Genomic DNA, 12,769 nt, shown 5'->3' on the forward strand with positions numbered 1-12,769 from the left:
GTCAATTCGGTTAGCCGGATCAGGCAAGATGAAAATAACCGCCATAAAACTTTAATAACGTTATTAATCAATAGATTAGGCATTCGCGACTGGTCTGGCACGAGTCATGCTCTACACTCTCTCGACGAATGCCTGCTGTGCCAACACTTCAGGAGCCGTCAGGCATTCGAAGCACAAAAAGGGCCGCCAAACTGGCTCCATAAAAAAAACAATGTCGAGGAAAATTTGATGCGCATCGTTCCCCATATCCTGGGCGCAGCCATTGCTGCCGCTCTGATCAGCACGCCAGTTTTCGCCGCCGAACTCACCGGCACCCTGAAGAAGATCAAAGAGTCCGGTGTCATCACCCTGGGCCACCGTGACGCCTCCATTCCGTTCTCCTACATCGCTGACGCTTCCGGCAAGCCGGTCGGCTACTCCCACGATATCCAGCTGGCCATCGTCGAAGCGATCAAGAAAGACCTCGACCTGCCCAACCTGCAAGTCAAATACAACCTGGTGACTTCGCAGACCCGTATCCCGCTGGTGCAGAACGGCACCGTGGACGTCGAGTGCGGTTCGACCACCAACAACGTCGAGCGTCAGCAGCAGGTCGACTTCTCCGTCGGCATCTTCGAAATCGGTACCCGTCTGCTCTCCAAGAAAGACTCCAAGTACAAGGATTTCGACGATCTGAAAGGCAAGAACGTCGTGACCACCGCCGGCACCACCTCCGAGCGCATCCTCAAGGCGATGAACGCCGACAAGCAGATGGGCATGAACGTCATCTCCGCCAAAGACCACGGCGAGTCCTTCCAGATGCTGGAATCGGGCCGTGCCGTGGCGTTCATGATGGACGACGCGTTGCTCGCAGGCGAAGCGGCCAAGGCCAAGAAAGCCGCCGATTGGGAAGTCACTGGCACCGCGCAGTCGTACGAAATCTACGGCTGCATGATGCGCAAGGGCGACGCCCCGTTCAAAAAGGCTGTGGATGACGCCATCGTCGCCACCTACAAGTCAGGCGAAATCAACAAGATCTACGAGAAGTGGTTCATGCAGCCGATTCCGCCAAAAGGCCTGAACCTGAACTTCCCGATGAGCGACGAGCTCAAGAACCTGATCGCCAACCCGACCGACAAAGCGGCTGACGACAAGAAATCCTGATTTCTGACTAACCTTATCCCCTGAGGAGGCGCCTGCCTTTTCAGGGGATGGTCACTCCCTGCTGGCACTTTTTTGGAAACACTCGAACCGGTAGCTGTCGAGCCGATCGCGTGTGCCTGATGTTCACATCAGGCGGGAACGGAGTTTCCCCAGGCGGGCACTTGTACATCGATCGAATCGAGGGGAGACCCTAATGAATTACAACTGGGACTGGGGCGTGTTCTTCAAGTCCACCGGCGTGGGCAGCGAGACCTATCTCGACTGGTTCATCTCCGGGCTGGGCTGGACCATCGCCATCGCCATCGTCGCGTGGATCATCGCCCTGCTGCTGGGCTCGATACTGGGCGTGATGCGCACCGTACCGAACCGTATCGTGTCGGGCATCGCGACCTGCTACGTCGAACTGTTCCGTAACGTGCCACTGCTGGTTCAGCTGTTTATCTGGTACTTCCTGGTACCCGATCTGCTGCCCGCGGATATGCAGGAGTGGTACAAACAGGACCTGAACCCGACCACCTCGGCCTACCTGAGCGTCGTCGTGTGCCTCGGCCTGTTCACTGCCGCGCGTGTTTGCGAGCAAGTACGCACCGGTATCCAGGCGCTGCCCCGCGGCCAGGAATCGGCCGCTCGCGCCATGGGTTTCAAGCTGCCGCAGATCTACTGGAACGTGCTGCTGCCCCAGGCCTACCGGATCATCATTCCACCGCTTACCTCGGAATTTTTGAACGTGTTCAAGAACTCCTCCGTGGCGTCCTTGATCGGCCTGATGGAGCTACTGGCGCAAACCAAACAGACCGCCGAGTTCTCGGCCAACCTGTTTGAAGCGTTCACCCTGGCGACCCTGATCTACTTCACCCTCAACATGAGCCTGATGTTGCTGATGCGCATGGTCGAGAAGAAAGTCGCCGTGCCCGGCCTGATCTCCGTGGGGGGTAAATAATGGAATTCGATTTCAGCGGCATCGTCCCGGCCATTCCCGGTTTGTGGAACGGCATGGTGATGACCCTCAAGCTGATGGCCATGGGCGTGGTCGGCGGGATCATTCTCGGCACCATTCTCGCGCTGATGCGTCTGTCGCACAGCAAACTGCTGTCGAGCATCGCTGGCGCCTACGTCAACTATTTCCGTTCGATCCCGCTGCTGCTGGTGATCACCTGGTTCTATCTGGCGGTGCCGTTCGTGCTGCGCTGGATCACCGGCGAAGACACGCCGATCGGTGCGTTCACCTCATGCATCGTGGCGTTCATGATGTTCGAAGCGGCGTACTTCTGCGAAATCGTCCGTGCCGGCGTGCAGTCGATCCCCAAAGGTCAGATGGGCGCGGCGCAAGCGCTGGGCATGACTTACGGGCAGATGATGCGCCTGATCATCCTGCCGCAGGCGTTCCGCAAAATGACCCCGCTGTTGCTGCAGCAGAGCATCATTCTGTTCCAGGACACTTCGCTGGTTTACACCGTAGGCCTGGTTGACTTCCTCAATGCCTCCCGCGCCAGCGGCGACATCATCGGCCGCTCCAACGAGTTCCTGATTATCGCCGGTCTTGTGTACTTCATTATCAGCTTCGCCGCCTCGCGGCTGGTCAAGCAACTGCAAAAAAGGTTCGCCGTATGATCTCTATCAAAAATATCAACAAGTGGTATGGGGACTTCCAGGTGCTGACTGATTGCAGCACCGAGGTCAAAAAAGGCGAAGTGATCGTGGTCTGCGGCCCGTCGGGTTCCGGCAAGTCGACGCTGATCAAATGCGTCAACGCGCTGGAGCCGTTTCAGAAGGGTGACGTCGTGGTTGATGGCACCTCGATTGCCGACCCGAAGACCAACCTGCCGAAACTGCGTTCGCGGGTGGGCATGGTGTTCCAGCATTTCGAACTGTTCCCGCACCTGACCATCACCGAAAACCTGACCATCGCGCAGATCAAGGTGCTGGGCCGCAGCAAGGAAGAGGCGACCAAAAAAGGTCTGCAACTGCTTGAGCGCGTCGGCCTGTCGGCGCACGCCCACAAACATCCGGGGCAACTGTCCGGCGGTCAGCAACAGCGTGTGGCGATTGCCCGTGCGCTGGCGATGGACCCTATCGTCATGCTGTTCGACGAACCGACCTCGGCGCTGGACCCGGAAATGGTCAACGAAGTGCTCGACGTGATGGTGCAACTGGCCCACGAAGGCATGACCATGATGTGCGTGACCCACGAAATGGGCTTCGCCCGTAAAGTGGCGGACCGGGTGATTTTCATGGACCAGGGCAAGATCATCGAAGACTGCCCGAAAGAGGAATTCTTCGGTGACATCAGCGCCCGTTCCGAACGCGCGCAGCACTTCCTCGAGAAAATCCTGCAGCACTAAGACAACACCGATCTGCCCTTGTGGCGAGGGAGCTTGCTCCCGCTGGGTCGCGCAGCGGCCCCAAAACCGGCAAACGCCGTTGTATCTGACACAACGCACTGGCCGATTTTACGACTGCTGCGCAGCCGAGCGGGAGCAAGCTCCCTCGCCACAGATCCCCGCTCCAGCAATCCGGTGCGCTGTGCATGGCAACTGGTTGACCCAAGGCATCTGTGATGAAATGCGACCCCACCCTCTATCGCGCTGCAAAGCCATCACTTGCCGTGAAGCCCCGTCTGATTCGCCATCTGTTCCTGCCGCCGCTGGTCATCGCCCTGATGATCGGCCTGGGGTTTATCGGCTTCTGGACCAGTGAGCACTTCGGCATCCGCAGCCTCGGCGAGAACGGCCAGCGTCAGTTGGAGTTGCACGCCCGTGCGGTCGAAAGCGAAATCAGCAAGTACACCTACCTGCCCAGCCTGCTGGAACTCGAAACGAGTGTGCCGCAGTTGCTGGCCGACCCGACCCCGGAACACCGGCAAACGGTCAACGATTACCTTGAGGGCCTGAACCGCCGCAGCCGCAGCCGGGCCATCTATGTGATGGACACCACCGGCCGCGTCATGGCCACCAGCAACTGGCGCGATGTCGACAGTTACCTGGGTGAGGACCTGTCCTTCCGCGCCTATTTCAAGGACGCCGTGCGCGGCCAGCCCGGGCGTTTCTACGGCATCGGCAGCACCAACGGCGAACCCGGTTACTACCTGGCCCACGGCCTGGAAGAGCACGGCAAGATCATCGGCGTCGCGGTGGTCAAGGTGCGCCTGGAAGCCATGGAAGAACGCTGGCAGCGTGCGCGTCTGGAAGCCTTCGTCAGTGACGAAAACGGCATCATCATTCTTTCCAGCGATCCGGCCCGGCGGCTGAAATCGGTGGTCCCGCTGAGCGACGAGGTCAAGGAAAAACTCGCCCGCAGCCTGCAGTACTACTGGTTCCCGCTCAACGAGCTGCAACCGCTGGCCCGCGAGACCTTGTCCGAAGGCGTGGAAAAACTCACCTTCCCGGCCAACAGCGAAGTGGCGTCCGACGAGGATGACATCAGTTACCTGGCGCAGACCCGGCCGCTGAGCGACACGCCGTGGAATTTCACCCTGCTCACGCCCCTGCAGGACCTGCGCCGCGAGGCGATCAATCAAGGCATTCTGGTGGCGGTCGCGTTCGCCCTGTTCGCCTTCCTGCTGATCGCCTGGAACGAGCGGCGCAAGGTCCTCGCCACCCGCCTCGCGGCCCGCGAAGCCTTGCAGGAAGTCAACAGCCAGCTGGAGCGACGGATTACCGAACGCACTGCCGATCTGCGTGCCAGCAACGAACGGCTCAAGAGCCAGATCCGCGAACGCCGCCAGGCCGAAGAAACCTTGCGCCGCGCCCAGGATGAACTGGTGCAGGCCGGCAAACTCGCCGCGATCGGCCAGATGTCCACCAGCATTGCCCATGAATTGAATCAGCCCCTGGCAGCGATGCGCACGTTGTCAGGCAATACCGTGCGCTTTCTTGAGCGCGGCCAGCTCGACGTCGCCAGCACCAACCTCAAGACCATCAACGACCTGATCGACCGCATGGGCCGGATCACCGCCAGCCTGCGCTCCTTTGCCCGGCGCGGCGATAACAAGGGCCAGGCCAGCCTCGGCAAAGCGGTCGACGCCGCGCTGCAAGTGCTCGGCGCGCGCCTAGAGACCTCGGCGCTGCAAATGCACCGGCAGTTCAGCGACGTGCAATTGCAGATCGACCAGACCCGTCTCGAACAGATTCTGCTCAACCTGATCGGCAACGCCCTCGATGCCATGCAGGCCCAGGCGCAGCCGCAACTGTGGCTCGAAGGCGAAGAGTTCAACGGCAAATATCGCCTGCGCGTACGTGACAACGGTCACGGCATCGACGCCGAGGCGCGCAAGCACTTGTTCGAACCGTTTTTCACCACCAAGCCCGGCGAGCAAGGCCTGGGCCTGGGCCTGACGCTTTCCGCCAGCCTCGCCGCCGCCACCGGCGGCCATCTGGGTGTCGAACACCCGGCCAGCGGTGGCACCACCTTCGTCCTCAGTTTACCGTTGGTAAGCCCTACACCTGCCGAGCCAATATGAACCACGAACTCAGTGTGCTGATTGTCGAAGACGACCCCCATGTGCTGCTCGGCTGCCAGCAGGCGCTGACCCTGGAAGACATTCCCTGCATCGGCGTGGGCAGTGCCGAAGAAGCGCTGGAGCAGGTCGGCGATAATTTCGCCGGTATCGTCATCAGCGATATCCGCCTGCCGGGCATCGATGGCCTGGAACTGCTGACCCGCCTCAAGCAACGCGACCGCAGCCTGCCGGTGGTGCTGATCACCGGCCATGGCGACATCTCCATGGCAGTCGGCGCGATGCAGAAAGGCGCTTACGATTTCATGGAAAAACCGTTCTCGCCAGAGCGTCTGGTGGACGTCGCCCGGCGTGCCCTGGAGCAACGCAGCCTCGCCCGCGAAGTCTCGTCGTTGCGGCGCCAACTGGCCGAACGCGATTCTCTGGAAGGACGGATCATCGGCCGCTCGCCGGCGATGCAGAACCTGCGCGAACTGATCGCCAACGTCGCCGACACCTCGGCCAACGTGTTGATCGAGGGCGAGACCGGCACCGGCAAGGAACTGGTCGCCCGCTGCCTGCACGACTTCAGCCGCCGTCACGGCAAACAGTTCGTCGCACTGAACTGCGGCGGCCTGCCGGAAAACCTCTTTGAAAGTGAAATCTTCGGCCACGAAGCGAACGCCTTCACCGGGGCCGGCAAGCGCCGTATCGGCAAGATCGAGCACGCCGACGGCGGCACGCTGTTTCTCGATGAAGTGGAAAGCATGCCGCTGCCGTTGCAGATCAAACTGCTGCGCGTGTTGCAGGAGCGCACCCTCGAACGCCTCGGTTCAAACCAGAGCGTGGCGGTGGATTGCCGGGTGATTGCGGCGACCAAATCCGACCTCGACGAAGCCAGCAAAGCGGGGGCCTTTCGCAGCGACCTGTATTACCGCCTCAACGTGGTGACGCTGGAATTGCCGCCCCTGCGCGAACGCCGCGAAGACATCCTGCAACTGTTCGAACACTTCACCCAGCAATCGGCCCTGCGCTTCGACCGCGCATTGCCGGAGCTGGACAATCAGACCCTGTCGCACCTGATGAGCCACGACTGGCCCGGCAACGTGCGCGAACTGCGCAACGTCGCCGAGCGCTTCGCCTTGGGCCTGCCGGCCTTCAAGAAGTCCGGCGCCGGCAGCGGCGGTCAAGGCCTGGCATTCGCCGAAGCGGTGGAGGCATTCGAGCGCAACCTGCTCAGCGACGCCCTGCAACGCAGCGGCGGCAACCTGACCCAGGCCAGCCTGGAACTGGGCATGGCCAAGACCACGCTGTTCGACAAAGTGAAAAAATACGGCCTGAGCCATTAAGCGAGAACGACGTGGACCTGATATTCAAAGCCCTGCTGGGCGCCGCCGTGGTGGTGATGATCGCGGCGCTGTCAAAGACCAAAAACTATTACATCGCAGGTCTGGTCCCGCTGTTTCCGACCTTTGCGCTGATTGCCCATTACATCGTTGGCAAGGGCCGCTCGATCGATGACCTGAAAACCACGATCGTGTTTGGGATGTGGTCGATCATTCCGTACTTTGTCTATCTGGCCACGCTGTATGTGATGGTTGACCGGATGCGGCTGGAGGCGTCGCTGGCCGTGGCGGCGGTCGCGTGGTTGATGGCGGCGACTGTTTTGGTGACCGTTTGGGTGCGTATTCACAGCTAAGGTCAGTGTTGGCGACCATGATGGCCCCTTCGCGAGCAGGCTCGCTCCCACAGGGGAATGCATTGCAAATGTGGGAGCGAGCCTGCTCGCGAAGGGGCCGAACGATCACCGCAAAACTTTCAGTTAAAGCAAGTTCCCCTTTTCCACCGGCTCGACCCGCGCCCAGTGCGAAGTGTCCTCACGGTGCGCCTGAAGATATGGCAACACCGCCGCCAGCAGCGGTTCCTTGAACGCCTCCTGAAACCGATGGGCCAGCCCCGGAATCAGTTTCAACTGACTGCCCTGGATATGCGCCGCCAGATGCACACCGTGCATCACCGGCAGCAACGGATCGGCCGTGCCATGCACCACCAGCGTCGGCACGCGCAGTTGATTGAGCAACGCCACTCGACTTGGCTCGGCGAGAATCGCCATGATCTGCCGCTTGACGCCCTCAGGGTTGAACGCGCGGTCATAGGAAGCCGCGGCCTGTTGCAATAACGCTTGGCGATCATCGCTTACCGCCGGGCTACCCAGTGCCGCGAGCAGATCAGCCTGTTGTTCCAGCGCCACCTGACGGTTCGGTGCGCCGCGCCGCGACAACAGCTGCACCAACGCCGCATTCGGTGCCGGCAAGCCAGCGGCCCCGGAAGTGGTCATCAGCAGCGTCAGGCTTTCGACCCGTTGCGGTGCCATCGCCGCCATGTGCTGGGCGATCATCCCGCCCATGCTCGCGCCCAGCACATGAAAGCGCTCGACCTTCAGCGCGCTCATCAACCCCAATGCATCGTCGGCCATGTCCGTCAGGCTATAGGGCGCCGAAACCGGCAGGCCGAGTTTGTAGCGCAACACTTCAAACGTCAGATTGGCCTCGACCGGAGGTTGGCGCCAGGTCGACAGGCCGACATCGCGGTTGTCGTAACGGATGATCCGAAAACCTTGCTGACACAACGCCACAACCACTTCGTCCGGCCAGTGAATCAACTGACCGCCAAGGCCCATGACCAGCAGCAAGGCCGGATCCGAGGCACGGCCGATGCTCTGATAGGCGATGCTCACCGCCGGCAGGTCGACCCGCTCGGTCGGCACATTCACATCACAACGCGAAGCCGCCAGCGACGGCAGGCCGACCAACAGCGCGGCCAGAAAGAACAATACACGCATGAAAAAACACCAAAACGCAGAACCCCAGTAGAGCGCGAGTCTGATGATATTTGTGCGAGCGCGCTGCCACAGTTGCGTGACAGTTTGATGAACAGCGCCGAGCGGTCACTGGCCCGGAGACTACGTTGCGCCATCGACAGCCGGTTCAACATGAGACAAACTCAACATCTTTAATTTGATCACGAGTTCTACTCATGGAGACCTGCGGTGCTTGAGATCCGTCACCTGAAAACCCTGCACGCCCTGCGCGAAGCCGACAGCCTGGTCGACGCCGCCGATCGCCTGCACCTGACCCAGTCGGCGCTCTCCCACCAGTTCAAGGAACTGGAAGAGCGCCTGGGCATGGCGTTGTTCGTGCGCAAGACCAAACCGGTGCGTTTCACCAGCGCCGGCCTGCGCCTGCTGCAACTGGCTGACGCCACCCTGCCGCTGTTGCGTGCCGCCGAGCGCGACATCAGCCGACTGGCCGGCGGGACCGCCGGGCGTCTGCACATGGCCATCGAATGCCACAGCTGCTTTCAGTGGCTGATGCCCACCATCGATCAGTTTCGTGACGCGTGGCCGGAAGTCGAACTCGACCTGGCCTCGGGTTTTTCCTTCGCACCGCTGCCAGCCCTGGCCCGTGGTGATCTGGACCTGGTGGTGACCTCCGATCCGCTGGACATCGCCGGCATTACCTACGTGCCGCTGTTCACTTACGAAGCCATGCTGGCGGTGGCCAACCAACATGCGCTGGCGAGCAAGCCGTACATCGTGCCCGACGATCTGCTGACGGAAACGCTGATTACTTATCCGGTGGAACGCGACCGCCTGGACATCTTCACCCGGTTCCTCGAACCTGCCGACATCGAGCCGGCGCAGGTGCGCACCTCGGAGCTGACGGTGATGATGATGCAACTGGTCGCCAGCGGCCGCGGCGTCTGCGGCATGCCGCACTGGGCCCTGCACGAATACAGCTCGCGCGGTTACGTGAAGGCCAAGCGCCTGGGCGAGAAAGGATTGTTCGCGACGCTGTACGCAGCGATCCGCACGGACATGCTGGACGCCCCATACATGCGCGACTTCCTGCTGACCGCCAAGGACACCTCGTTCTCAACACTCGATGGCGTCAGCGCCGTGCGCTGAGCACATCCACAACAAATCCCCTATGGGACCGCCGTTTGGACTGGAGAAATGCGGTCAAACTGTGGGAGCGAGCCTGCTCGCGAAAGCGGTGGGCCAGGCAATATCTGCGGCGGCTGACAAGGCCCCTTCGCGAGCAAGCTCGCTCCCACAAGGGAACAAGAGCAGCGCTGTGTCAGAGCTGGCGCCACATGTGGATTTTGTCGAAGTAATCCTCGCCTACCCGCACCGCCAGCGGTTCCAGGCCGAACTGGATGAAGCCGCAGCGTTGGTACAGCTTGAAGGCGGCATCGTTGCCGGCAGTGACGGTGAGCTGGATGACTTTCAGCCCGGCATGGTTTTGTGCTTCGAGGAGGGCCGCCTGTACCAGCTCGAAACCCAGGCCCTGCTGGCGGAAGTCAGTCGAGACATACATGCCGAACAAAGTAACTTTATGGCGGGCCTTTTCCCTGGGTTCGAGCGCGAGGCCGACAATGCCGGCCAGCGTGCCGCCGTCAAAGGCGCCGAGCAGCACATCGAGTTTGCTGGTCAAGCGCCCTTCCCACCAGCTCAGCGGCATCACCGCACGCTCACGCACGCTGGAAGTGAACGCCTGCGGGTGGCGGTCATAGGCTTCAAGCATGCGTTCGCGATACGCCAGGGCATGGCTGGCATCGAGCCGCTCGATCCACATGTTCAGGCCGTCCTGCGCTGTTCGAGCATCAGCCGTACGGCCAGACCGCCGAGCACCAACCCCATGAAATAACGCTGCATCGCCAGCCACGTCGGGTTACGCACGAACCATGAGGCAATGCCCGCCGCAAACAGCGCGATCAGCAGGTTGACGGTAAAACTGACGCTGATCTGCGTCAGCCCCAGAACAACGCTCTGGACGAACACCGAGCCGTGTTCAGGGCTGATGAACTGCGGAAACACCGACAGATAGAACACGGCGATTTTCGGGTTCAGCGCACTGGTGAGAAAGCCCATGGTGATCAGTTTGCGTGACGAGTCCGGCGGCAGTTGTTGCGCCTCGAACGGCGAACGCGCCCCGGGTTTGACTGCTTGCCAAGCCAGCCACAGCAGGTACAGCGCCCCCGCCCACTTCAGCACTTCATAGGCCATCGGCACGGCGAGGAACACCGCCGTCAACCCGGCCGCGGCGGCGAACATATGCACAAAGAATCCGCCAACCACGCCCAGCAATGAAGTCACCCCGGCCCGGCGGCCCTGACAAATCGAGCGCGAGATCAGATAAATCATGTTCGGCCCCGGCGTCAGTACCATCAGCAACGCGGCAGCGGCGAAAATCAGCAGGTCTGGAAGCGGGATCATGGCAAAGTCCTTTGCGTGAATGATCAGGCGAGTGCGGTCAGCGAGCGCCGATAAAACGGCAGGATCAGGTCGCGTGTCAATGGTGCCAGATCAACCGCCGGATCAGTGGCCGGGTCGACCCAGATCACCTCTTCGATTTCAGCGGCCGGGCAAACCTCGGCATCGATCGTCAATTGAAAAATCTGTGCGCAGACGACATACCCAGGCTCATTCGCAGCCGGCGCCGCAAACTCACCGAGGAACGCAGCCTGCGTCGCATCGATACGCAGGCCCAGTTCTTCCTCCAGCTCGCGAGCCAGCGCGTGCACCGGTAATTCCCGGGGTTCGATCTTGCCGCCCGGCTGCATGAACGCTGTGGTGCCGCGCTTGCGTACCAACAGGGTCTGGCCCTGCGCATTCAGCAGCAGCGCGGCGGCGATGTGGATAGTTTGAGCGGAAGCGACAGATGCGAGCGTCATGGGTGACAACAGTCCCTGGGTCAAAAAAACCAAGGATCCCACGCCCGCCCCTGTCTCGTCATGCCCTTCAGCCCTCAGCCTGCAGCAAGCCCGGCTCGTCCTGCGGCACTTTGACAAAAACCTGATACTTGCCGCCCTCCATCGCTTCGAAAGCAATCAGCTTTTCAATCAGCGGAGCACTGAGTACCTTGCCGGCGTTGAGCAGGAGCATGCCGTTATCGGCGTTGAGGTTACGCGCCAGCACTGTTCCGGCTGTCAGCTCGCGGGTGGTCACGACCTTGACGTCCGGGTCGATCAGGGTGATATCGCTGAGGAATGCCGCGCACACCTGGATGAAGTCCTCGACCAGTTCCGGGTCGTACAGACGGCCACTGTACTGACGCAGGTAAAGCAGCGCTTCGTCGCTGTTCATCTGCCGTTCGAGAATCAGCCCGCGTTGCAGTTCGACAAAGTCCACCGCCAGCTTCAACAAGCGCGAGCCGAACGGAATCGCCTCGCCCTTGAGGCGATCGGGAAAGCCGCTGCCGTCCCAGCGCTCCTGATGATGGAGGATCAGCCGCGCGGCATCCTTCATCGGATCGAGTGTCATCAACAGCGATTCGCTCTGCTTCGGATATCCGCGATAACGCTCGCGCTCAGCGGAGTGCAGCAGATCCGACGGCGTGACCATCATGGTGTCGGGCCAGCTAAGTTTGCCAATGTTATACAGGGCGGCCGCCATGGCCAGGTCGCGACTGGTGGCTTCGTCCAGGCCATGCGCCTTGCTGTAGCCGCGCACCAGTTCGATGATTTGCCGGTTGGTCTGTTTGGCCGGCGGCAGACGCAGATTGGCCAGCAGGGAGAACACTTCGGTGCCAGTGACGTAGCTGTGTTTGAGTTCTTCGTAAGCCAGATCGAGCATGTCGGCGGTCTGCTGCAACTCGGCGGTACGCGCGGCGACGTGCTTCTCCAGCGTGCTGTTGAGCAGCTTGAGCTGATCGTTCTGCACCCGGGCCAGGCGCTCCAGGCGCTGACGCTCGCGCTCGGAATGCTGGTGTTCCAGCGACTGGCGCAGAATCACCAGCAGTTCTTCGTCATTCCACGGTTTGCTGATGTAGCGGTGGATCTGCCCGTCATTGATCGCCTTGATGATCGCCGTCGGATCGGCATAGCCGGTGAGCATGATGCGCATCGTCGCCGGCCAGCGCTGACGGACCTGCGCCAGCAACGAGGCGCCGTCCATGTTCGGCATGCGCGCGTCACTCATCACCAGGTCCACTGGCTGCTGCGCCAGTATCTCCAGCGCCTGGGCACCGCTGGTGGCCAAAAGGACATCGTAGGGCTGGCCGCGCAACAGGCGGCGCAGACTGTTGAGAATCGATTCTTCGTCATCGACCAGCAGCACCTTGGGGCGCTGGCTCGTCGAGGTGGTTTGTTCTTCCATGGTATGGCCTCAAGCGCAACAGTGGACGTCAA

Annotated in this window: 13 protein-coding genes; 8 read left to right on the forward strand and 5 right to left on the reverse strand. The window is 61.1% G+C overall.

Going from position 1 to position 12,769, the window contains the following annotated elements:
* Nucleotides 1–228 precede the first annotated feature (228 nt).
* The 7 genes from HU743_RS05750 (at nt 229) to HU743_RS05780 (ending at nt 7,277) form a co-directional block, all read left to right on the forward strand.
* Nucleotides 229–1,143, forward strand: a complete 915-nt coding sequence (locus HU743_RS05750; protein ID WP_186647517.1) for a glutamate/aspartate ABC transporter substrate-binding protein — start codon at nt 229–231, stop codon at nt 1,141–1,143.
* 193 nt (nt 1,144–1,336) lie between these two features.
* On the forward strand, nt 1,337–2,083 hold the full coding sequence (locus HU743_RS05755; RefSeq protein ID WP_186622590.1) for an amino acid ABC transporter permease: 747 nt from the start codon (nt 1,337–1,339) through the stop codon (nt 2,081–2,083).
* A complete protein-coding gene (locus tag HU743_RS05760; RefSeq protein ID WP_186549998.1) occupies nt 2,083–2,754 on the forward strand; it encodes an ABC transporter permease subunit in 672 nt (223 codons plus the stop codon). Before HU743_RS05755 ends, HU743_RS05760 begins: the two co-directional genes overlap by 1 nt.
* Nucleotides 2,751–3,485, forward strand: coding sequence for an amino acid ABC transporter ATP-binding protein (locus HU743_RS05765; RefSeq protein WP_016773390.1), 735 nt, complete (start codon nt 2,751–2,753; stop codon nt 3,483–3,485). Before HU743_RS05760 ends, HU743_RS05765 begins: the two co-directional genes overlap by 4 nt.
* Before the next feature lie 215 nt (nt 3,486–3,700).
* Nucleotides 3,701–5,602 carry an ATP-binding protein gene (locus tag HU743_RS05770; RefSeq protein ID WP_186647519.1) on the forward strand — a complete coding sequence of 634 codons (1,902 nt, stop codon included), beginning with the start codon at nt 3,701–3,703 and terminating at the stop codon, nt 5,600–5,602.
* Entirely contained in the window at nt 5,599–6,927 is a 1,329-nt protein-coding gene (locus HU743_RS05775) for a sigma-54 dependent transcriptional regulator (protein WP_186549994.1), read from the forward strand. The genes HU743_RS05770 and HU743_RS05775 overlap by 4 nt, the downstream gene beginning before the upstream one ends.
* A gap of 20 nt (nt 6,928–6,947) precedes the next feature.
* Entirely contained in the window at nt 6,948–7,277 is a 330-nt protein-coding gene (locus HU743_RS05780; RefSeq protein ID WP_186550135.1) for a GlpM family protein, read from the forward strand.
* Between the two features lie 123 nt (nt 7,278–7,400).
* Here HU743_RS05780 and HU743_RS05785 read toward each other — a convergent pair whose 3' ends face one another.
* Nucleotides 7,401–8,420, reverse strand: a complete 1,020-nt coding sequence (locus HU743_RS05785; RefSeq protein ID WP_186647521.1) for an alpha/beta hydrolase — start codon at nt 8,418–8,420, stop codon at nt 7,401–7,403.
* 207 nt (nt 8,421–8,627) lie between these two features.
* On the opposite strand from HU743_RS05785, the gene metR reads away from it, so the two are divergent.
* Entirely contained in the window at nt 8,628–9,545 is a 918-nt protein-coding gene (gene metR / locus HU743_RS05790) for a transcriptional regulator MetR (protein WP_186549989.1), read from the forward strand.
* A gap of 172 nt (nt 9,546–9,717) precedes the next feature.
* On the opposite strand, the gene HU743_RS05795 is transcribed toward metR, so the two are convergent.
* The 4 genes from HU743_RS05795 to HU743_RS05810 form a co-directional block, all read right to left on the reverse strand.
* Entirely contained in the window at nt 9,718–10,215 is a 498-nt protein-coding gene (locus HU743_RS05795) for a GNAT family N-acetyltransferase (RefSeq protein ID WP_186633888.1), read from the reverse strand.
* A gap of 2 nt (nt 10,216–10,217) precedes the next feature.
* The gene (locus HU743_RS05800) at nt 10,218–10,856 is read right to left on the reverse strand and encodes a LysE family translocator (protein ID WP_186622582.1); all 639 of its coding nucleotides are present in this window, start codon (nt 10,854–10,856) and stop codon (nt 10,218–10,220) included.
* 23 nt (nt 10,857–10,879) lie between these two features.
* Nucleotides 10,880–11,314, reverse strand: coding sequence for an NUDIX domain-containing protein (locus tag HU743_RS05805; protein WP_186622580.1), 435 nt, complete (start codon nt 11,312–11,314; stop codon nt 10,880–10,882).
* Nucleotides 11,315–11,381: 67 nt separating this feature from the next.
* Complete coding sequence (locus HU743_RS05810; protein WP_186647523.1) at nt 11,382–12,737, reverse strand: HD domain-containing phosphohydrolase; 1,356 nt, start codon at nt 12,735–12,737, stop codon at nt 11,382–11,384.
* Nucleotides 12,738–12,769: the final 32 nt, after the last annotated feature.

It is taken from the genome of Pseudomonas sp. SWRI99, from assembly GCF_014270125.1.
GTDB lineage: Bacteria > Pseudomonadota > Gammaproteobacteria > Pseudomonadales > Pseudomonadaceae > Aquipseudomonas > Aquipseudomonas hamedanensis.

What these genes read in the sequence shown, in the direction of transcription:
- HU743_RS05775 (WP_186549994.1), top strand. Translation starts at nt 5,599, where the DNA reads ATGAACCACGAACTCAGTGTGCTGATTGTCGAAGACGACCCCCATGTG.
- HU743_RS05750 (WP_186647517.1), top strand. Translation starts at nt 229, where the DNA reads ATGCGCATCGTTCCCCATATCCTGGGCGCAGCCATTGCTGCCGCTCTG.
- HU743_RS05800 (WP_186622582.1), bottom strand. Translation starts at nt 10,856, where the DNA reads ATGATCCCGCTTCCAGACCTGCTGATTTTCGCCGCTGCCGCGTTGCTG.
- HU743_RS05760 (WP_186549998.1), top strand. Translation starts at nt 2,083, where the DNA reads ATGGAATTCGATTTCAGCGGCATCGTCCCGGCCATTCCCGGTTTGTGG.
- HU743_RS05765 (WP_016773390.1), top strand. Translation starts at nt 2,751, where the DNA reads ATGATCTCTATCAAAAATATCAACAAGTGGTATGGGGACTTCCAGGTG.
- HU743_RS05810 (WP_186647523.1), bottom strand. Translation starts at nt 12,737, where the DNA reads ATGGAAGAACAAACCACCTCGACGAGCCAGCGCCCCAAGGTGCTGCTG.
- HU743_RS05805 (WP_186622580.1), bottom strand. Translation starts at nt 11,314, where the DNA reads ATGACGCTCGCATCTGTCGCTTCCGCTCAAACTATCCACATCGCCGCC.
- HU743_RS05770 (WP_186647519.1), top strand. Translation starts at nt 3,701, where the DNA reads ATGAAATGCGACCCCACCCTCTATCGCGCTGCAAAGCCATCACTTGCC.
- HU743_RS05755 (WP_186622590.1), top strand. Translation starts at nt 1,337, where the DNA reads ATGAATTACAACTGGGACTGGGGCGTGTTCTTCAAGTCCACCGGCGTG.
- HU743_RS05785 (WP_186647521.1), bottom strand. Translation starts at nt 8,420, where the DNA reads ATGCGTGTATTGTTCTTTCTGGCCGCGCTGTTGGTCGGCCTGCCGTCG.
- HU743_RS05795 (WP_186633888.1), bottom strand. Translation starts at nt 10,215, where the DNA reads ATGTGGATCGAGCGGCTCGATGCCAGCCATGCCCTGGCGTATCGCGAA.